At 71.6% G+C, this 18,851-nt stretch carries 21 protein-coding genes; 20 read left to right on the plus strand and 1 reads right to left on the minus strand.

Annotation, left to right across the window (positions count from 1 at the left end; all coding sequences use genetic code 11):
* Positions 1-60: 60 nt before the first annotated feature.
* The 9 genes from AAH979_RS01145 (at position 61) to AAH979_RS01185 (ending at position 9,164) form a co-directional block, all read left to right on the plus strand.
* A complete protein-coding gene (locus AAH979_RS01145; protein ID WP_346255880.1) occupies positions 61-993 on the plus strand; it encodes an ABC transporter ATP-binding protein in 933 nt (310 codons plus the stop codon).
* Entirely contained in the window at positions 983-1,486 is a 504-nt protein-coding gene (locus AAH979_RS01150; protein WP_346255881.1) for an ABC transporter permease subunit, read from the plus strand. Before AAH979_RS01145 ends, AAH979_RS01150 begins: the two co-directional genes overlap by 11 nt.
* Positions 1,487-1,510: 24 nt before the next feature.
* The gene (locus AAH979_RS01155) at positions 1,511-1,804 is read left to right on the plus strand and encodes a hypothetical protein (protein WP_346255882.1); all 294 of its coding nucleotides are present in this window, start codon (positions 1,511-1,513) and stop codon (positions 1,802-1,804) included.
* 37 nt (positions 1,805-1,841) lie between these two features.
* Entirely contained in the window at positions 1,842-3,044 is a 1,203-nt protein-coding gene (locus tag AAH979_RS01160) for a histidine kinase (protein WP_346255883.1), read from the plus strand.
* Entirely contained in the window at positions 3,041-3,739 is a 699-nt protein-coding gene (locus tag AAH979_RS01165) for a response regulator transcription factor (RefSeq protein WP_346255884.1), read from the plus strand. Before AAH979_RS01160 ends, AAH979_RS01165 begins: the two co-directional genes overlap by 4 nt.
* A 291-nt stretch (positions 3,740-4,030) precedes the next feature.
* Positions 4,031-5,572 carry a signal recognition particle protein gene (gene ffh / locus AAH979_RS01170; protein ID WP_346255885.1) on the plus strand — a complete coding sequence of 514 codons (1,542 nt, stop codon included), beginning with the start codon at positions 4,031-4,033 and terminating at the stop codon, positions 5,570-5,572.
* 308 nt (positions 5,573-5,880) lie between these two features.
* Complete coding sequence (locus AAH979_RS01175; protein WP_346255886.1) at positions 5,881-6,960, plus strand: amidohydrolase family protein; 1,080 nt, start codon at positions 5,881-5,883, stop codon at positions 6,958-6,960.
* A 133-nt stretch (positions 6,961-7,093) separates the two neighbouring features.
* The gene (gene proS, locus AAH979_RS01180) at positions 7,094-8,500 is read left to right on the plus strand and encodes a proline--tRNA ligase (RefSeq protein ID WP_346255887.1); all 1,407 of its coding nucleotides are present in this window, start codon (positions 7,094-7,096) and stop codon (positions 8,498-8,500) included.
* Between the two features lie 19 nt (positions 8,501-8,519).
* Positions 8,520-9,164, plus strand: coding sequence for a DUF402 domain-containing protein (locus tag AAH979_RS01185; RefSeq protein ID WP_346256290.1), 645 nt, complete (start codon positions 8,520-8,522; stop codon positions 9,162-9,164).
* A 73-nt stretch (positions 9,165-9,237) separates the two neighbouring features.
* Here the strand turns inward: AAH979_RS01185 and AAH979_RS01190 are convergent, their stop codons facing one another.
* Positions 9,238-10,296 (minus strand): LacI family DNA-binding transcriptional regulator, encoded by a 1,059-nt coding sequence (locus tag AAH979_RS01190; RefSeq protein ID WP_346255888.1) that lies wholly within the window; start codon positions 10,294-10,296, stop codon positions 9,238-9,240.
* A 139-nt stretch (positions 10,297-10,435) separates the two neighbouring features.
* Between AAH979_RS01190 and AAH979_RS01195 the strand changes: the two genes are divergently transcribed.
* The 11 genes from AAH979_RS01195 (at position 10,436) to AAH979_RS01245 (ending at position 18,850) form a co-directional block, all read left to right on the plus strand.
* Complete coding sequence (locus tag AAH979_RS01195) at positions 10,436-11,743, plus strand: extracellular solute-binding protein (protein ID WP_346255889.1); 1,308 nt, start codon at positions 10,436-10,438, stop codon at positions 11,741-11,743.
* A gap of 89 nt (positions 11,744-11,832) precedes the next feature.
* Positions 11,833-12,741, plus strand: a complete 909-nt coding sequence (locus AAH979_RS01200; RefSeq protein ID WP_346255890.1) for a sugar ABC transporter permease — start codon at positions 11,833-11,835, stop codon at positions 12,739-12,741.
* On the plus strand, positions 12,738-13,604 hold the full coding sequence (locus tag AAH979_RS01205; protein ID WP_346256291.1) for a carbohydrate ABC transporter permease: 867 nt from the start codon (positions 12,738-12,740) through the stop codon (positions 13,602-13,604). Before AAH979_RS01200 ends, AAH979_RS01205 begins: the two co-directional genes overlap by 4 nt.
* Before the next feature lie 343 nt (positions 13,605-13,947).
* Complete coding sequence (rpsP, locus tag AAH979_RS01210) at positions 13,948-14,415, plus strand: 30S ribosomal protein S16 (RefSeq protein WP_346255891.1); 468 nt, start codon at positions 13,948-13,950, stop codon at positions 14,413-14,415.
* Positions 14,390-14,650, plus strand: a complete 261-nt coding sequence (locus tag AAH979_RS01215) for an RNA-binding protein (protein ID WP_199853371.1) — start codon at positions 14,390-14,392, stop codon at positions 14,648-14,650. Before rpsP ends, AAH979_RS01215 begins: the two co-directional genes overlap by 26 nt.
* A 13-nt stretch (positions 14,651-14,663) precedes the next feature.
* Positions 14,664-15,236, plus strand: a complete 573-nt coding sequence (gene rimM / locus AAH979_RS01220) for a ribosome maturation factor RimM (protein WP_346255892.1) — start codon at positions 14,664-14,666, stop codon at positions 15,234-15,236.
* A gap of 70 nt (positions 15,237-15,306) precedes the next feature.
* Positions 15,307-16,083 (plus strand): tRNA (guanosine(37)-N1)-methyltransferase TrmD, encoded by a 777-nt coding sequence (gene trmD, locus AAH979_RS01225; protein ID WP_346255893.1) that lies wholly within the window; start codon positions 15,307-15,309, stop codon positions 16,081-16,083.
* A gap of 141 nt (positions 16,084-16,224) precedes the next feature.
* Positions 16,225-16,581 carry a 50S ribosomal protein L19 gene (rplS, locus tag AAH979_RS01230; protein ID WP_203858388.1) on the plus strand — a complete coding sequence of 119 codons (357 nt, stop codon included), beginning with the start codon at positions 16,225-16,227 and terminating at the stop codon, positions 16,579-16,581.
* 278 nt (positions 16,582-16,859) lie between these two features.
* Positions 16,860-17,684: a signal peptidase I gene (gene lepB, locus AAH979_RS01235; protein ID WP_346256292.1), complete on the plus strand. Its 825-nt coding sequence runs from the start codon at positions 16,860-16,862 to the stop codon at positions 17,682-17,684.
* The gene (gene lepB, locus AAH979_RS01240) at positions 17,681-18,328 is read left to right on the plus strand and encodes a signal peptidase I (RefSeq protein WP_346255894.1); all 648 of its coding nucleotides are present in this window, start codon (positions 17,681-17,683) and stop codon (positions 18,326-18,328) included. The genes lepB (AAH979_RS01235) and lepB (AAH979_RS01240) overlap by 4 nt, the downstream gene beginning before the upstream one ends.
* A gap of 63 nt (positions 18,329-18,391) precedes the next feature.
* Positions 18,392-18,850, plus strand: coding sequence for an NUDIX domain-containing protein (locus tag AAH979_RS01245; protein WP_346255895.1), 459 nt, complete (start codon positions 18,392-18,394; stop codon positions 18,848-18,850).
* The last annotated feature ends 1 nt before the right edge of the window (position 18,851 follow it).

The raw sequence follows: 18,851 nt of genomic DNA on the forward strand, positions 1-18,851 counted from the left end.
AGCCCGGAGGTCGCTCACCGGGCGACGCCGCCGGGCCCGCCGGGCGGGATCGTCGAGGGCATGACGGACATGCCAGCCAGCCCGGCCGGGCCGCCGCACCCGGTGCAGACCTGCGGCCTGACCAAGCGGTACGGCGACCTCGTCGCCGTCGACTCGCTCGACCTCACCGTACGCAGCGGCGAGGTGTACGGGTTCCTCGGCCCGAACGGCGCCGGCAAGACCAGTACCCTGCGGATGCTGCTCGGCCTCGTCCGGCCTACCGCCGGGACCGTCCGGCTCTTCGGCCGGCCGCCCGGCGCCCCCGGCCAACTGGACCGGGTCGGCGCGCTGATCGAGGGCCCGGCGTGCTACCCCTACCTCTCCGGCTGGGACAACCTGCGGGTGCTGGCCCGGCTCACCGGCACCCCGCCGATCCGGATCCGGACCGTGCTGGAGCTGGTCGACCTCGCCGACCGGGCCGGCGACCGGTACGCCGGCTACTCGCTCGGGATGAAGCAGCGGCTCGGCGTCGCCGCCGCCCTGCTGAAGGATCCCCGGCTGCTGATCCTGGACGAGCCGACCAACGGGCTCGACCCGGCCGGGATGGCCGACATGCGGGCCCTGATCCGCCGGCTGGCGGCGGCCGGCTGCACCGTACTGCTCTCCAGCCACCTGCTCGGCGAGGTGCAGCAGGTCTGCGACCGGGTCGGGGTGGTCTCCCGGGGCCGGCTGGTCGCCGAGAGCACTGTCGCGGAGCTGCGCGGCGCCGCCGGGCTGCGGGTACTGGCCGAGCCGCTGGGCGGCGCCGAGGAGCGGGTACGGGCACTGCTCGGCCCGGACCGGGTGCGGGTGGTCGACGGCGGGCTGGACCTGTCCGTCGATCCGGACCGGGCCGCCTGGCTCAACACCGAGCTGGTCGGCGCCGGAGTGGCGGTACGCGAGCTGCGGCCGCTGGAACGGGACCTGGAGCAGGTGTTCTTCGAACTGACCGGAGGGGCCGACCATGTGGGCTAGCTGCCGAGCGGAAGCGATCAAGATGGTCCGTCGACCGGGTACCTGGCTGCTGCTCGCCGTCGCGGTCGTACTCAGCCTTGTCTTCACCTATTTCGTCCCGTACGCCGCCTACGCCGACGGTTCCGCCGGGGTGCTCAGCGACCGGGCGCTCGACGCGCTGCTGCCGGCGCGACTGGTCGGCAACTCGATCGGCGGACTACCGGTCTTCGTCGGCGCGATCTGCCTGATCCTGGCGGTACTCACCGTCGGCGCCGAGTACGCCTGGGGCACCTGGAAGACCCTGCTCACCCAGGGGCCGTCCCGGCTGTCGGTCTACCTGGGCAAGCTGCTGGTGCTGGCCGCCGCCACCCTGGCGCTGGTGCTGACCCTCTTCGGGGTCGGCGCGCTGACCAGCCTGCTGATCGCGGTGTCGGAGTCGCAGCCGGTGCACTGGCCGGCGCCCGGCGACCTCGCGGTCGGGATCGGCGGCGGCTGGCTGATCAGCATGGTCTAGGCCGGCTTCGGCGTACTGCTGGCGGTGCTGCTGCGCGGGGTGGCATTGCCGATCGGGCTCGGCCTGGTCTGGCTGCTCGCCGTGCAGAACCTGCTGGCCGCCGTCGCCGCGCCGATCCTGGACTGGGTGGCGGAACTCCAGAAGGGGCTGCCCGGCCCGAACGCCGGGGCGTTGGCGGCGGCGCTCGGCGCCTCGGCCGACACCCCGGGGGTCGGTGCGGTCGTCGGCGGTGGCCAGGCGGCGGTGATCCTCGCCGGGTACCTGCTCGGTTTCGTCCTGCTGGCCGGGGCGTACCTGCACCGCCGGGACATCCTCTGAAGCCGTACCGGCGCGGCCTGCTGGGAGGGGAGCCGGCATGACATCCTCGGCACAGATGGCGATGCAGGGGCGGGAGGCGGACGGCGGGGTGCGACCGGCCGACAGGCGGTGGAGCAGCCTGCTGGCCGACGCCGTGCTCGCGCTCGTGCTGCTGGTCTTCGGCTACTTCGGCACGACCGGCGCGGCGCAGAACTTCCCGGACGCCGCGCCGGTCGACGGTGCGGCGTACGCGCTGGTCGTGACGGCGGCGCTGGCGCTGGTCGTACGCCGGCGCTGGCCGCTGGTCACCTTGGCGCTCTGCACCCTGGCCACCGCGGCGTACCTGGTGGTCGGGTATCCCCCCGGGCCGATCCTGATCTCGTTCTTCATCGCGGTCTACACGGTCGCCCGGCACCTGCCGATCCGGCGGGCCGTGCTCAGTTGCGCCCCCGCCCTGGTGGTGCTGCTGGTGCACGTCTTCGTCTCCCTGCGCGAACCGATGGGACTGCCCGGCCTGCTGCCCGGTTCGGCGTGGATCGTCGTACCGTTCGCGGTCGGGGTCACGGTGCGGAACAACCGGGAGGCTGCCGCCCGGGACCGGATCGCGCAGGCCCGCCGGCTGGCCGACGACGAGCGGCTGCGGATCGCCCAGGAGGTGCACGACGTGGTCGGGCACGGGCTCGCCGCGATCAACATGCAGGCCGAGATCGCCCTGCACCTGCTGGCGAAGCGCCCGGAGCAGGCGGAGACGGCGCTGACCGCGATCAGCCGGACCAGCCGGGAGGCGCTGGACGAGTTGCGGGTCACCCTCTCGGTCGTGCGCCGGGACGCCGCCGTCGACCGCGCTCCGGTGCCCGGGCTGGACCAGGTGGCGGCGCTGACCGCCCGGCTGCGCCAGACCGGGCTGACGGTCGCCCTGGAGGTCGCCGGGGAGCGCCGGCCGTTGCCGGTGGCGGTCGATCTGGCCGCGTACCGGGTGGTGCAGGAGTCGTTGACCAACGTGCTGCGACACGCCGGCACTGCCGCCGCGACCGTCCGGATCGGGTACCTACCGGCGGAGGTGACGGTCGAGGTGGTCGACACCGGACACGGCGGGGCGGGGGCGGCCGGTCCGGGGGACGGCCACGGGCTGACCGGGATGCGGGAGCGGATCGACGCGCTCGGCGGCGCCCTGGAGGCCGGGCCGCGCCCCGGGGGCGGGTTCCGGGTCTTCGCCCGGCTGCCCGCGCCGGCACGCCAGATCACGGGGGAGGGAAGATGACGGGGGAGGAGAGCGGGATGACGACCGGGCGGAGCACGCCGATCGGGGTACTGATCGCGGACGACCAGGACCTGGTCCGGCTGGGGCTGCGTGCCCTGGTGGAGAGCGAGGCCGACCTGCGGGTGGTCGGGGAGGCGGCCGACGGGCTGGGCGCGCTGGCGGTGGCCCGGCGGGAGCGCCCCGACGTGGTGCTGATGGACGTCCGGATGCCCGGGATCGACGGGATCGAGGCGACCCGGCGGATCGTCGCCGACCCGGAGCTGGCCGGTACCCGGGTGGTGGTGCTGACCACCTTCGAGCTCGACGCGTACGTCTTCGAGGCGCTCCGGCACGGTGCCAGCGGCTTCCTGACCAAGGACACCAAGCCGGTCGAGCTGCTCCGGGCGATCCGGCTGGTCGCCAGCGGCGAGGCGCTGCTCTCCCCGTCGGTGACCCGGCGGGTGGTGCGGGAGTTCGCCACTCGGCCGTCCCGGGTGCTCCGGCCGCATCCCCGGCTGGACACCCTGACCGAGCGGGAGCGGCAGGTGGTCGGGCTGGTCGGCGAGGGGCTGAGTAACGACGAGATCGGCAGCCGGCTGCTGGTCAGCCCGGCGACGGCGCGTACCCACGTCAGCCGGGCCATGGTCAAGCTGGGCGCCCGGGACCGGGCCCAGTTGGTGGTGTACGCCTACCAGTCCGGCCTGGTCGAGCCCTGACGCCGAGACCCCGGTGGCCCGGCCGGCCGGGGATAGGTTAGCCGCGATCGAGCTGCCCCGCCTGTGCACCCGCCACCGGCCGCGACCGCCGCCACCGGCCATCACCGGCCACCGCCGCCACCGGCCACCACCGGCCGCCACCGCCACCACCCGGCCACCACCGCCCGGCCTAGCCCGGCTGGGGCGGGGCGGAGGCGGCGGGGGAGGTGGGCGGCTACCCTTGCGGTGGCCGGGCACCCGTGCCTCGGCCATGCCATGCTCGGGTAAATACGACAAACGGGATGCTGCGCCGTGTTTGACACTTTGAGTGACCGCCTGTCCGGGATCTTCACCAAGCTGCGTGGCAAGGGTCGCCTCACCGACGCCGACATCGACGCCACCGCCCGGGAGATCCGGCTGGCGCTGCTGGAGGCGGACGTCGCCCTGCCCGTGGTCAAGTCCTTCATCAACAGCGTGAAGGAGCGGGCCCGGGGCGCGGAGGTGTCCCAGGCGCTCAACCCGGCCCAGCAGGTAATCAAGATCGTCCACGAGGAACTCGTCGCCGTGCTCGGCGGCGAGGGTCGCCGGTTGCAGTTCGCCAAGCAGCCCCCGACTGTGATCATGCTTGCCGGCCTCCAGGGCTCGGGTAAGACGACCCTGGCCGGCAAGCTGGCCGGCTGGCTGAAGGGGCAGGGGCACCAGCCGCTGCTGGTCGCCGCCGACCTCCAGCGACCCAACGCGGTCAACCAGTTGCAGGTGCTCGGCGGCAGGGCCGGGGTCGAGGTCTTCGCGCCGGAGCCGGGCAACGGGGTCGGCGACCCGGTACAGGTCGCCAAGGCGTCGATCGAGCACGCCCGGCGGGCCGCCCGGGACATCGTCATCGTCGACACCGCCGGCCGGCTCGGTATCGACGCCGAGATGATGGCGCAGGCCGCCGCGATCCGGGACGCGGTCGACCCGGACGAGGTCATCTTCGTGATCGACGCGATGGTCGGTCAGGACGCGGTACGCACCGCCGAGGCGTTCCGGGACGGCGTCGGGATCACCGGCGTGGTGCTCTCGAAGCTCGACGGCGACGCGCGCGGTGGTGCCGCGCTCTCCGTACGGCAGGTCACCGGCCAGCCGATCCTCTTCGCCTCCACCGGCGAGAAGCTGACCGACTTCGACGTCTTCCACCCGGACCGGATGGCCAGCCGGATCCTCGGCATGGGTGACGTGCTCACGCTGATCGAGCAGGCCGAGCAGGCCTTCGACGCCGATCAGAAAGAGAAGATGACCGCCAAGCTGATGGGCGGCGAGCAGTTCACCCTGGAGGACTTCCTCGACCAGCTCATCGCGGTACGCCGGATGGGTCCGATCGCCAACGTCCTGGCCATGATGCCCGGGATGGGGCAGATGAAGGACCAGTTGGCCGAGGTGGACGACAAGCACTTCGACAAGGTCACCGCGATCATCCGGTCCATGACCCCCGGCGAGCGAACCAACCCGAAGATCATCAACGGCTCGCGGCGGGCCCGGATCGCGAACGGCTCCGGTGTCACCGTGATGGACGTCAACCAGCTGCTCAACCGCTTCGCCGAGGCGCAGAAGATGATGAAGCAGATGGGCGGCATGATGGGCCTGCCCGGCGGCCGGCGCAAGGCGACCAAGTCGCCGAAGAACAAGCGCAAGGGCACCAAGGGCGGCGGCCGCCCCCGGGTCGGCGGTCCGGCTGGCGGCTTCCCGGGCGGCATGCCGCAGTTGCCGCCGGGGCTGGACCCGAACGCGCTGCAGGGCGGCCAGGGCCTGCCGCCCGGTTTCAAGCTGCCGAAGCTCGACTTCAACAAGCTCGGCAAGCGCCCGAACGAGAAGTGACCCGGGACGGACAGGGTGTGCGTGGTACGGGACAGTGGGCGATAGCCTGACCGCGTAGGGTGACGGCGTCACCGGGATGGAGTGGTCATGACCGCGGCGCCGATGCTGCCGGAGCGGCAGGAGCCCTGACCACCCGCTGGGCCGGCCTGCGCGACCGCGCCGAGGTGTGACGTCGGGTCGCGTCGGGGTGTGACGTCGGGCCGCGTCGCGCGGCGAGGGCGGTGCCACGGGTGGCCGGGGCGTGATCCTCGGCGGGGCGGGCCGGGGTGCGGCGGGTCGCCCGGGCCCGATCGGGTAGGAATGTGCGCATGGCGCTGCACGTACGAGGGGTCGTGCTCCCGGACGACGAGGTCCGCGACCTGTGGCTGGTCGGCGACCGGGTCACCTTCACCCCGGTCCCCGGAGCGGTGACGGTGGCCGATCGCGGCTTCGTGCTGCCCGGTCTGGTCGACGCGCACTGCCACCCCGGCATCGCTCCCGGTTCGGTGCCGATCACCTCGCTCGACCAGGCCCGCGAGCTGGCCCGGATCGACCGGGACGCCGGGGTGCTGGCGATCCGGGACGCGGGCTCGCCGTTCCCGTACCCGGAGTTGGAGGACGAGCCGGACCTGCCGCGACTGGCCCGCGCCGGGCGGCACATCGCGCCGCCGAAGCGGTATCTGCGGGACATCGCGGTGGAGGTCGAGCCCGCCGACGTGCCGGCGGCGGTGACCGAGCAGGCCCGGGCCGGCAACGGCTGGGTCAAGCTGGTCGGCGACTGGATCGACCGGAACGTCGGTGACCTGGCGCCGTCCTGGGAGCCGGAGACCGTGGCCGCGGCGGTGGCCGCCGCGCACGCGGCCGGCGCCCGGGCCGCGGTGCACACCTTCTCCGAGGCGGCGGTCGAGGTGATGGTCCGGGCCGGGGTCGACTCGGTCGAGCACGGCACCGGGGTCAGCCTCGACCTCGTCGACGAGATGGCCCGGCGCGGTACCGCGCTGGTGCCGACGATGATCAACATCGCCACCTTCGGCGAGATCGCCGAGCGGGCGGCCGCAAAGTTCCCCGGGTACGCCACACACATGCTCGCGCTCCGGGACAACTTCCCGGCGGTGGTCGGCGCGGCGTACGAGGCCGGGGTGCCGATCTACGTCGGCACCGACGCGGGCGGCGGGATCGACCACGGGCTGGCCGCCGAGGAGATGCTGCTGCTGCACGAGCAGGCCGGGATGTCCACCGTCGACGTGCTGGCCGCCGCCTCCTGGCGGGCCCGGGACTGGCTCGGCTTCCCCGGCCTGGTCGAAGGTGGTCTCGCCGACCTGGTGGTGTACCCCACCGACCCCCGGACCGACCTGCGGGTGGTACGCGCACCCGAGCGCATCGTGCTGCGCGGCCGGGTGCTGCGCTGACTCTGCGGCTGGCCGGGCCGGTCCGCCGGCACCGTGCGCCGGCTCACGGCGACCGGCGCAGGTGACGGGCTGACGGTCGGCGGCAGCGGGCCGGGCGCGTCGGCTCCGGGGTCGGCGCCTAAGATGTGCCCTCATGGCACGCGTGCTCACTCCCCGTGCGGAGGACTTTCCCCGCTGGTACCAGGACCTGATCGCCAAGGCGCAGCTCGCCGACAACGGCCCGGTGCGGGGGACCATGGTCATCCGACCGGCCGGTTACGCCATCTGGGAGCGCATGCAGGCCGAGATGGACGCCCGGATCAAGCTCGCCGGCGCGGAGAACGCGTACTTCCCGCTCTTCATCCCGGAGAGCTACCTGCGCCGGGAGGCGCAGCACGTCGAGGGCTTCTCGCCCGAGCTGGCGGTGGTCACCCACGGTGGCGGCAAGCAGCTCGCCGAGCCGGTCGTGGTCCGGCCGACCAGCGAGACGGTGATCGGCGAGTTCATGGCGAAGTGGGTCGACTCCTACCGCGACCTGCCGCTGCTGCTCAACCAGTGGGCCAACGTGGTGCGCTGGGAGCTGCGGCCCCGGGTCTTCCTGCGGACCACCGAGTTCCTCTGGCAGGAGGGGCACACCGCGCACGCCGACGAAGCCGACGCCCGGGCGTACGCCCGGAAGATCCTGCACGAGGTCTACGAGGATTTCATGGTCGGGGTGCTCGGCATCCCGGTGCTGACCGGGCTGAAGACCGCCCGGGAGCGGTTCGCCGGTGCCACCCGCACCTACACCCTGGAAGGCATGATGGGTGACGGCAAGGCGCTCCAGATGGGCACCTCGCACGAGCTGGGGCAGAATTTCGCCCGCGCCTTCGACATCACCTACACCTCTGCCGAGCGCAGCGTCGAGCACGCCTGGACCACCTCCTGGGGCAGTTCGACCCGGATGCTCGGCGGGCTGATCATGTGCCACGGCGACGACAACGGGCTGCGGGTGCCGCCGAGGCTGGCGCCGGTGCAGGCGTACGTGATGGTGGTGAAGGCTGGCGACGGGGTCGCCGAGGCCGCCGCCAAGCTCTGCGACGCGCTGCGCGACGCCGGGGTGCGGGTCGCCCTCGACGACCGGGTCGACACCCCGTTCGGCCGCCGGGCCGTCGACGCCGAGCTCAAGGGCTATCCGGTACGCATCGAGCTCGGTCCCCGCGACCTGGCCGCCGGCAACGCGGTGCTGGTCCGCCGGACCACCGGCGCCAAGACCCCGGTCCCGGTGCCGGACGTGGTCGCCGGGGTGCTCGCCGCGCTCGACGCCGACCAGAAGGCGCTCTACGACGAGGCGCTGGCCCGGCGCGAGTCGCACACCGTCGCGGTGGACTCGCTGGCCGAGGCGATCGAGGCGGCCGGCACCGGCTGGGCTCGGGTGCCGTGGTCCGCCGTCGGGGCCGAGGGGGAGGCGGAGGCGAACGCCCAGGGCGTGACCGTCCGCTGCCTGCGCCGGGCCGACGGCTCGGTGCCGGACTCGGAGGACGAGCCGGAGCTGACCGCCATCCTCGCCCGCTCCTACTGAGCGGCCGGACGTGACCGGGTTGCGCTTCTCACCGGGCCGCGTCGTCGTGCACCGCAACGTGCGGCGGGGCCGGATCGGCTGGGTCCGCCCGGCCCGGGTGGTCAGCGACGACGACCGTGGCCTGCTGCTCTGGGTCGCCCGGGGCACCCAGGTGGCCAGCGAGGTCACCGCGGACGGCCGAGGGATGCGGACGATGCCGTTCACCGAGTGGGTGGCCTCGACCTACCGGTTGCGGGTCGCTCCCTGGGCCGGACCGCCGGTGTTGAAGTTCCTGCCGGCCGGGGCGGACCACTCGGTCTGGTTCTTCCGGGACGCGGCGGACCGGTTCGCCAACTGGTACGTCAACCTGGAGGAGCACGGCGTCCGCTGGGACGACGGCGAGCTGGCCGGCGTGGACGTGGTGGACCAGGATCTCGACGTGGTGGTCTGGCCGGACCACACCTGGGAGTGGAAGGACGAGGGGGAGTTCGCCGAGCGGCTCGCCGTCCCGGAGCACTACTGGGTGCCGGACCCGGCGGCGGTACGCGCCGAGGGGGAGCGGGTGATCAAGATTGCCGAGGCGGCGCAGTTCCCGTTCGACGGCACCTGGTGCGACTTCGTCCCCGATCCGGCCTGGACCGCGCCGGACCTGCCGCCCGGCTGGGACCGTCCACCCGTGCGCTGAACCGTCCACCCGTCCGCAGGTGACCGGACGTCCGTGCGCTGGAGACCGGACGTCCGCGACCGGCGCGGCGCGTTCAGCCGGGCGCCGGCGTGGCGCGGGCGGAGAGCGGCGGGCTCGGCTCGCGGGCGGGGGCGTAGGGGCGACAGGACGCCCGGATGACCAGCTCGGTGGGGAGCCGGATGTGCGTGTCCCGTTCGACGCCGCCGATCAGGTCGATGAGCAGGCGCAACGCCTCGGCGCCCATCCGTTGCAGTGGTTGCATGATCGTCGTCAGCGGCGGATTGACCAGCGCCGACTCCGGTACGTTGTCGAAGCCGATCACGGAGAGGTCGTCGGGTACCCGTAGACCCATGCTCCGGGCGACGTCGAGGGTGGAGATCGCGGAGAGGTCGTTTCCGGCGAAGACCGCGGTCGGCCGGTCGGGGAGGGCGAGCAGCTCCGCGGCCGTACCGGCGGCGCTCTCGGTCCGGAACCCGCCGACCCGGACCAGCCGCTCGTCCACCGGGACGGCGGCGTCGGCCATCGCCTTGCGGAACCCGGCCTCGCGCAGGCGTGCCGACTCGAGGTCGGAGCGTCCGCTGATGTGCCCGATGCGGCGGTGACCGAGTGACAGCAGGTAGTTGGTCGCGAGTACGGCGCCGGCGAAGTTGTCGGAGTCGACGGTGGGCAGGCCGGACGGGCCGGTGTGCGGGTCGACGGCGACGACGTGGAAGCCCTGGTTGGTCTCGACCACGGTCGGCGTGACGATCACGGCCCCGTCGATGAGCGTTCCGGACAGCCGGGCCAGCGACCGCCGCTCCCAGCCGATGGCCGCGCTGGCACCGTCGCCGCCGGAGTAGGCCAGTAGCTGGTAGCCGGTGCCGACGACCTCCCTGGACGCCCCCTTGAGCAGCTCGGTCGAGAACGGCTCGAACTCCGCGACCAGGATTCCCAGCACGTTCGTGCGGTGACTGCGCAGGCTCTGTGCCCCTAGGCTGGCCTCGTACCCGAGTTGGTGGATGACCTGCTGGACGCGTTCCACCGTCGCCTGCGCCACGCCATACCTGCCATTGACCACCTTGGATACAGTCGCGACGGAGACGCCGGCCGTACGGGCCACGTCCGACATCTTGACACGCTGCGGAAACGCCACGACGACGATGATAGAGGGCTGCCGGCGGCCCACGGCAGGGGAGTCGAAACCGTTATCGACAACGGTTGACACCACGTAACGCGGCTGTAAAACTCCCCGTTCAGGTGATTACCGCGACTGATAGTCGAGGAGACATTCGATGGCGATGAAAGGCCGCGCGGGCACCGTCCTGGCGCTGCTTACGACCAGCGCACTCCTTGCTGCCGGATGTAGCGGCGGCGGCGACGAAGCGCCCGCTGAGGAAGAGCTCTACAAGAACCCGGTGACCCTGACCTGGTGGCACAACGCCTCGCAGGACGGGCCCGGCAAGACTTACTGGGAGAAGGTCGCCAAGGACTTCTCCGCGCTCCACCCGACCGTCACGATCCAGATCGAGGCGATCGAGACCAACCAGCTCCAGCGCACCCGGCTCCCTGCCGCGCTCCTGACCACCGACCCGCCGGACATCTTCCAGGCGTGGGGCGGCGGCGAGATGCGCGAGCAGGTGGAGGCCGACTACCTCAAGGACATCACCGACCAGGTGAAGACGGAGGTGGCCAACATCGGCAGCGCCGCCGGGATCTGGGCGGTGGAAGGCAAGCAGTACGGCCTGCCGTACCGGATGGGCATCGAGGGCATCTGGTACAACAAGGACATGTTCGCGCGGGCGGGCATCACCGCCCCGCCGACCACGTTCGACGAGCTCAACGAGGCGGTCACCAAGCTCAAGGCGATCAACGTCGTCCCGATCGCCCTCGGCGCCGGTGACAAGTGGCCCGCCGCGCACTGGTGGTACAACTTCGCGCTGCGTGCCTGCTCGGTCGACACCCTGAAGAAGGCCTCCACCGAGGCGGTCTTCGACGACCCGTGCTTCGTGAAGGCCGGCGAGGACCTGAAGACCTTCATCGGCACCAACCCGTTCCAGCCCAACTTCATCGCCACCCCGGGCCAGAACGACCCGACCAGCGCGAACGGGATGCTCGCCAACGGCAAGGCCGGGATGGAGCTGATGGGTGACTGGAACAAGGGCACCCTGGAGACCGTCGCGGAGGACAAGGCGGCGCTGGCCAAGTTCCTCGGCTGGTTCCCCGTGCCGGCGATCTCCGGTTCGGCGGGTGACCCGAAGGCGGCTCTCGGCGGTGGTGACGGGTTCGCCTGCGCCAAGAACGCCCCGGCGGAGTGCGTCGAGTTCCTCAAGTACATCGTGAGCCCCGAGGTGCAGAAGGGCTACGCCGAGACCGGCACCGGCCTGCCCGTCGCCAAGGGTGCGGAGAGCGGTGTCGCGGACCCCGCCCTGAAGTCCATCCTGGAGGCCACGTCCGGAGCGACCTACGTGCAGCTCTGGTTGGACACGGCCTTCGGCAGCACCGTCGGCAACGCGATGAACGACGCGATCGTCGCCATCTTTGCCGGCAGCGGCAGCCCGCAGCAGGTCGTCGACGCCATGAAGGCGGCCGCACGCAAGTGACCGCCACCAACCCAACCCTGAACCCCGCCGGCGGCGCGTCCGCGCCGCCGGCGGGCGTCCGGCCCGCCCGGAGGCGGTCGTCCTCCCGCGTGGCCGAAAAACGCCGTAAGTGGTACGAGATCATCGGGCTGACGACGCCGGCGGTCGTCGTCTACGTGATGTTCGTGCTGGTGCCGATGGGCTTCGCGGTCTACTACAGCCTCTTCCGCTGGCGCGGGGTCGGGCCGCCCACCGAGTTCGTCGGCTTCGACAACTACGTCCTCGCCTTCCAGGACCCGATCTTCCTCGACGCGCTGCGCAACAACGCCATCATCGTGGTCGGGTCGCTGGTGATCCAGGGCCCCATCGCGCTGGCCGTGGCGCTGTTGCTCAACCGCCGCTTCCGTGGGCGCACCGTGTTCCGCCTGCTGGCGTTCGTGCCCTACGTGCTCGCCGAGGTCACCGTCGGCATCATGTGGAAGCTGATCCTGACCGACGGCGGGACGGCCGACGCGCTGCTGCGGTCGCTCGGACTGGGCAGTCTGGTCCAGGCGTGGCTCGCCGACCTCGACGTCGTCATCTGGACGCTGCTTGCCGTCCTCACCTGGAAGTACGTCGGTTTCGCCATCATCCTCCTGCTCGCCGGCCTGTCGAACGTGCCGCACGAGCTGACCGAGGCGGCCTCGATCGACGGCGCGAGCTGGTGGCAGATCCAGCGCCACATCACGCTTCCGCTGCTCGGCCCGACGATCCGGATCTGGATGTTCCTGTCGATGATCGGTTCGTTGCAGGTCTTCGACGTGATCTGGGTGACCTCGGTGCCCTCGGTGCGGTCGCTCGGCGCGTCGGCCACCATGGCGACGTACATGGTGGACAACGGCTTCTTCGCCCGGCTGTGGGGCTACGGCAACGCGGTGGCCGTGATCCTCTTCGTCATCTCCTTCGTCGCGGCGCTGCTGTTCCAGCGCTTCCTGCTCCGCCGCGACATCCAGGGTGCCATCACCAGAAGGGCAAACTGACCGTGGCCGCGAACGCTGTCCTGCCCCCACCGCCCAAGCGCCGCCCGGTGTCCTGGGGTAACCCGCTCACCTACGGGCTGGCGCTCGCGGTCGCGGCCGTGTCGATCGCCCCGGTCGTCTACGTGATCGTCGGCGGCTTCCGTACCACCCCGCAGATCGTGGCGGACCCGGCCGGGCTGCCCGACCCGTGGGTCTTCGACAACTACGCCCGGGTACTGACCCAGAGTGACTTCTGGGGTCAGGCGTTCAACAGCGCGGTGATCGCCCTGGGTACGACGCTCGGTGTCGTGGTGCTCGGTGTCTGCGCCGCGTACGTGCTCGCCCGGTACACCTTCCGGGGCCGCGAGGCGCTCTACACCTTCTTCACGCTCGGCCTGCTCTTCCCGGCCGGGGCGGCTATCCTGCCGCTCTACCTCATGCTGCGCGACCTCAACCTGATCAACTCGTACTACGCGGTGATCCTCCCGCAGGTCGCCTTCGCGTTGCCGCTGACGATCGTGATCTTGCGTCCCTTCCTCGCCGCGATCCCGCGCGAGCTGGAGGACGCCGCCGCGATCGACGGCACGGGCCGGCTCGGTTTCCTCTGGCTGATCGTGCTGCCGCTGTCCCGGCCCGCGCTCGTCACGGTCGGGATTCTCGCGTTCGTGGCGAGCTGGAACGCGTTCCTCCTGCCGCTGCTCGTCCTCGGCGACGTCAATCTGCACACCCTGCCACTGGGCGTGCAGAACTTCTCGAGCCAGTACACCTCCGACACGGCGGGAATTCTCGCCTTCACCTCGCTGGCGATGCTGCCGGCACTGCTTTTCTTCACATTCGCCGAAAAGCAGATCGTCGGTGGCCTACAGGGCGCGGTCAAGGGTTGAGCGGCAGCGGGTACGGGCGCGGGAAGGGGGAGACGCGGCCTGATCGAGGTCCGGACGGGGGCGGTCGGGACGGCGGGGCACGCCCCGGGCGAGCGAGGCGGTCACCAGCCATGATCGCCCGGAGCGGGCCCGGCCGGCGAGTTCGCCGGCCGGTGTGAGGTTCCCGGGCCGGGTCTGGCACAATGGGTCGCTGGTATCCGGCACGCGTCCGGCGCCCTCTAACCCGGGCGTGTCGCCAGTCCATCGAGCAGTCCCCGGCTCAAACCCCACTGTGCCGGTCGGCTCTCACCCGCGCACCGCCCGTGTCCGGGACGGTGAGAATCGCAACAGGAGCGAACACACTGTGGCCGTAAAGATCCGGCTCCTGCGGATGGGTAAGATCCGCAACCCGCAGTACCGCATTGTCGTCGCCGACTCGCGCACCAAGCGCGACGGTCGGGCGATCGAGTTCGTCGGGATCTACCAGCCGAAGGAACACCCTTCGGTGATCGAGGTCAAGTCGGAGCGGGTGCAGTACTGGCTCTCTGTCGGCGCCCAGCCGAGCGAGGCCGTCCAGCGCCTGCTGGAGAAAACCGGCGACTGGCAGAAGTTCAAGGGCCTGCCGGCCCCGCCGCCGCTGCTGGTGGCGCCGGAGCGGGCCGACCGCACGGCCGCCTACGAGGCCGAGGCGAAGGCCGCAGCCGGGCTGACCGAGTCGGCCAAGCCGGCGAAGAAGGCGGCCAAGGCGGCACCTGCCGAGGCCAAGGCGGCACCTGCCGAGGCCCCCAAGACCGAGGAGCAGGCCGGTGCGGACTCCGGCGAGCAGGCCTGACGTGGCGCTCCGGCCGGCGCTCGAACACCTGGTCAAGGGCATCGTCGACCACCCGGACGACGTACGGGTCCGGATGGTCGACTCCCGGCGCGGCAAGCGCCTGGAGGTGCGGGTGCACCCCGAGGACCTGGGTACGGTGATCGGTCGCTCCGGCCGTACCGCGAAGGCGCTGCGCCAGGTGATCGGGTCGATCGGCGGCCGTGGAGTACGCGTCGACATCGTCGACTCGTACTGATCCGCGGATCCCGATGCTCCTGATCGTCGGCCGGATCGGCCGTCCGCACGGCATCCGCGGTGAGGTGACCGTGGAGGTGCGGACCGACGATCCCGAGGCACGGTTCGCCGTCGGGGCGGTGTTGCGCACCGACCCGGCGGCGGCATCCGGCACCGGCCCGGGGGCGCCGCCCCCGGTCACCGGGCACGGCGAGCTGGTCCGGGTGCCCGAACGGCTCACCATCGAGGCCACCCGGTGGCACCAGGGCAAGCTGTTGGTCACCTTCGACGGCGTCTACGACCGCGACGTCGCTGAGGCGCTCCGTGGCACCCTGCTCTGGGTGGACAGCGCGGAGCTGCCGCCGCCGGATGACCCCGACGAGTTCAACGACCACCAGTTGGTCGGTCTCGCCGTGGTCACCCCGGCGGGTGAGGCGCTCGGCGAGGTGGCCCGGATCGACCACGCCCCCGCCTCCGACCTGCTGGTGCTGCGCCGCCCCGAGGGGCGTACCACGCTGATCCCGTTCGTCAAGGCGATCGTGCCGGAGGTGGACCTGGCCGCCGGCCGGGTGGTGGTGGACCCTCCGCCCGGCCTGCTGGACCTGTGAGTCAGGTTCGCGTCTGTCGTCGTCTGACCAGGCCCCGCTGACCGGGAGCCGTCGAGGGGGCCCTCCACACATGCGCGTCGACGTGGTGTCGATCTTTCCCGAGTACCTCACCCCGCTGGGGCTCTCGCTGATCGGGCGGGCCCGGGCGGCCGGCGTACTCGACGTCGCCGTGCACGACCTGCGGACCTGGACGTACGACGTGCACCGTACGGTCGACGACACCCCGTACGGCGGCGGTCCCGGCATGGTGATGCGGCCCGAGCCCTGGGGGGAGGCGCTGGACGCCCTGGTGCCGCCCGGCCGGGAGTCCGGCACGCGCCTGGTGGTGCCCACCCCGGCGGGGGTGCGGTTCAGCCAGACCATGGCGCACGAGCTGGCTGCCGAGTCCCACCTCGTCTTTGCCTGCGGCCGGTACGAGGGGATCGACCAGCGGGTCCTCGACCACGCCGCCACCCGGATGCCGGTGACCGAGGTCTCGCTCGGCGACTACGTGCTCTTCGGCGGCGAGGTCGCGGTTCTGGTGGTCATGGAGGCGGTGACCCGCCTGCTGCCCGGGGTACTCGGCAACGCCGACTCGCTCGCCGAGGAGTCGCACGCGCACGGGCTGCTGGAGGCGCCGGTCTACACCAAGCCGCCGAGCTGGCGCGGGCAGGACGTACCGGAGATCCTGCGCTCGGGTGACCACGGCCGGATCGCCCGGTGGCGGCGCGACCAGGCACTGGTCCGGACGGCCCGGCGCCGGCCCGACATGCTCGCCGCGCTGCCGGCGGAGCAGTTGGACAAACGGGACGTCGCCGCCCTGGCCGGGGCCGGATTTCAGCCTCCGGCCGACGATATGGCAAAGTAGGGGGGTTGCCGCAGCCGTCCGTGCCACGGACGGCTGCGAGGATCTCCGCCGAGGTTGCCCTGCCGGACCCCGTCGCGGAGATCAGAATCACCCATCCGCGTGCCGACGCCCGGTGCGCCGCGAGTCTTCAAGGATGCAGCGATGAACACCCTGGACGCCCTCGACGCCCAGTCGCAGCGGACCGACGTGCCCGACTTCCGGGCCGGTGACACGGTCAAGGTGCACGCCCGAGTCATCGAGGGCAGCCGCTCCCGGGTCCAGGTCTTCGAGGGTGTCGTCATCCGGCGCCATGGAGCGGGCCTGCGGGAGACCTTCACCGTACGGAAGATCAGCTTCGGGGTCGGGGTGGAGCGGACGTACCCGATCAACAGCCCGGGTATCGACCGGATCGAGGTGGTCGTCCGTGGTGACGTACGCCGGGCCAAGCTCTACTACCTCCGTGAGCTGCGCGGCAAGAAGGCCAAGATCAAGGAGAAGCGCGAGAAGCGGGTCGGCTGACCTCCCGGCTTCCCGCACCGACGCCGATCGCGGGGTGCCGACCCGGCCAACGCCGACTACGCTGGCCGCACGGGCAGACGCGAGACACGGCGACCCCGGCGACTGCCGGGGTCGCCCGTCACCCCCGCGCTTCCGCTCGCGGTGCCCGTCGCCCAGCCAGTGGGTGATGGCGCGGTATCTCGGGACCGGGGAGTTGCGTGGTGCGTAGGGTGGACGACGAGGACGATGTCGAGCCGTGGCGTCGTCGGCCCCGACGGTCCCGCCGTACCCGTAAGCAGATGCCACTGTGGCAGGAGCTTCCGCTCCTGCTGATCGTGGCGTTCTGCCTCGCGGTCCTGATCCGGACCTTCCTGCTCCAGGCGTTCTTCATTCCCTCGGGGTCCATGGAGGACACTCTGCTGATCGGCGACCGGGTCCTGGTCAACAAGATCGTCTACGACGTGCGCGACCCGGCCCGCGGCGAGATCGTGGTGTTCCGGGGTACGGCCGCCTGGGCACCCGAGGTGCGCGAGGAGGCCGATCCGGGGTTCGTGGCCAAGCTGGGCCGCACCATCGGGGACCTGGTCGGGGTGAGCCGACCCGGCGAGAAGGACTTCATCAAGCGGGTGGTGGGGCTGCCCGGCGACAAGGTGAAGTGCTGTGACGACCAGGGCCGGGTCACCGTCAACAACGTCCCGATCGACGAGCCGTACGTGCTGGAGAATTCCCCACTGGACGTCCCGCCCAACCGCCAGGAATGCCGGTCGCGGCGGTTCGACGAGGTGGTGGTCCCGGCGGGGCAGATCTTCGTGATGGGCGACCACCGGCTGGTGTCGCAGGACGCGCGCTGCCAGGGGCCGGTGCCGATCGAGAACGTCATCGGCCGGGCCTTCGTGGTCGTCTGGCCGTTCGGCCACTGGAGTTCGCTGTCGGTGCCGGACACCTTTGACAAACTGCCGAGGCCGGCCGCGGCGCCCGCCCCCGGGGAACCGCCCGCCGACAGTCCGCAAAACAGCGCGAACACGGGAGAAATAGCAATTGCGATGCCAATCTTGGGCTCTCTGCTCGTTACCGCGCGTTCCCGGCGCTCTCGTGGGACTCGGCATCGTAGGCTCCACCCGTGATTGACGAGCAGACCGACAAGTCCAAGCCCCGCAGTTCGTTCTGGCGGGAACTGCCCATCCTGGTGGGCGTGGCCATCCTGGTCGCGGTACTGGTCCGGGCGTTCGTCCTGCAGACCTTCTACATCCCGTCGCCGTCGATGGAGCACACCCTCGACATCTACGACCGGGTGCTCGTCAACAAGCTGGTCTACGACTTCCGGTCGCCGCACCGGGGCGAGATCATCGTCTTCAAGGCACCCACCCAGTGGACCGGCAACCCGAAGGGTGAGGACTTCATCAAGCGGGTGATCGGAGTCGGCGGGGACCGGGTGGTCTGCTGCGACCCGCAGGACCGCCTGGTGATCAACGGGCAGTCGCTGGACGAGCCGTACATCTTCACCGAGAACGGGGTGCGGGATCCGGCGGCCGACGAGGAGTTCGACATCACCGTGCCGCCCGGACGACTCTGGGTGATGGGTGACCACCGCTCCGCCTCCGGCGACTCCCTGGAACACTGGCAGCAGAGCCGCAAGGACATCCAGCTGGCGACGATTCCGGAGGAGTCGGTGGTGGGGCGGGCCTTCACCGTCTTCTGGCCGGTCGGCCGGGCAACCTGGCTCTCCGTACCCGATTCCTACGGCGCGATCCCCGATCCGCAGGGCTGATCGCCGACCGTGCCGGCCCGCGGCCGGCGGCGGGTCCGGTGCCGGCGCGGCTAGGCTGACCCGGTGACCGTGTTCACCCCCCGCCAGGCCGCCCGGGTGCTCCTGGTCGACGCCGACGGCCGGGTGCTGCTGTTCCACGGCTGGGATCCGGCCCGACCCGTTCACCGCTACTGGTTCACCCCGGGCGGCGGCCTGGACCCGGACGAGACGCCGGCGGCCGGCGCCGCCCGCGAGCTGGCCGAGGAGACCGGGCTGCGGCTGCGCCCGGCCGAGTTCGGCGAACCGATCCGGCGGGAGACCACCGAGTTCAGTTTCGGCGGCCAGTGGTACCGGCAGGAACAGCACTTCTTCCTCGTCCGGGTCGCCGCCTGGGCGGTGGACACGGCTGGGTTCGACGCGGTCGAGCAGGACTCGATCGACACCCACCGCTGGTGGTCGATCGACGAGCTGGACCGGACGACGGAACGGTTCTATCCGACCGACCTGCCCGAGCTGCTACGCCGGGCGCTGGAGAGCGAGTAGC

The organism is Plantactinospora sp. ZYX-F-223 (assembly GCF_039649625.1).
Lineage (GTDB): Bacteria > Actinomycetota > Actinomycetes > Mycobacteriales > Micromonosporaceae > Plantactinospora.

What these genes read in the sequence shown, in the direction of transcription:
- AAH979_RS01195 (WP_346255889.1), top strand. Translation starts at nt 10,436, where the DNA reads ATGGCGATGAAAGGCCGCGCGGGCACCGTCCTGGCGCTGCTTACGACC.
- AAH979_RS01145 (WP_346255880.1), top strand. Translation starts at nt 61, where the DNA reads ATGACGGACATGCCAGCCAGCCCGGCCGGGCCGCCGCACCCGGTGCAG.
- rplS (WP_203858388.1), top strand. Translation starts at nt 16,225, where the DNA reads ATGAACACCCTGGACGCCCTCGACGCCCAGTCGCAGCGGACCGACGTG.
- AAH979_RS01165 (WP_346255884.1), top strand. Translation starts at nt 3,041, where the DNA reads ATGACGGGGGAGGAGAGCGGGATGACGACCGGGCGGAGCACGCCGATC.
- AAH979_RS01160 (WP_346255883.1), top strand. Translation starts at nt 1,842, where the DNA reads ATGACATCCTCGGCACAGATGGCGATGCAGGGGCGGGAGGCGGACGGC.
- proS (WP_346255887.1), top strand. Translation starts at nt 7,094, where the DNA reads ATGGCACGCGTGCTCACTCCCCGTGCGGAGGACTTTCCCCGCTGGTAC.
- AAH979_RS01150 (WP_346255881.1), top strand. Translation starts at nt 983, where the DNA reads ATGTGGGCTAGCTGCCGAGCGGAAGCGATCAAGATGGTCCGTCGACCG.
- lepB (WP_346256292.1), top strand. Translation starts at nt 16,860, where the DNA reads ATGCCACTGTGGCAGGAGCTTCCGCTCCTGCTGATCGTGGCGTTCTGC.
- rimM (WP_346255892.1), top strand. Translation starts at nt 14,664, where the DNA reads ATGCTCCTGATCGTCGGCCGGATCGGCCGTCCGCACGGCATCCGCGGT.
- AAH979_RS01175 (WP_346255886.1), top strand. Translation starts at nt 5,881, where the DNA reads ATGGCGCTGCACGTACGAGGGGTCGTGCTCCCGGACGACGAGGTCCGC.
- trmD (WP_346255893.1), top strand. Translation starts at nt 15,307, where the DNA reads ATGCGCGTCGACGTGGTGTCGATCTTTCCCGAGTACCTCACCCCGCTG.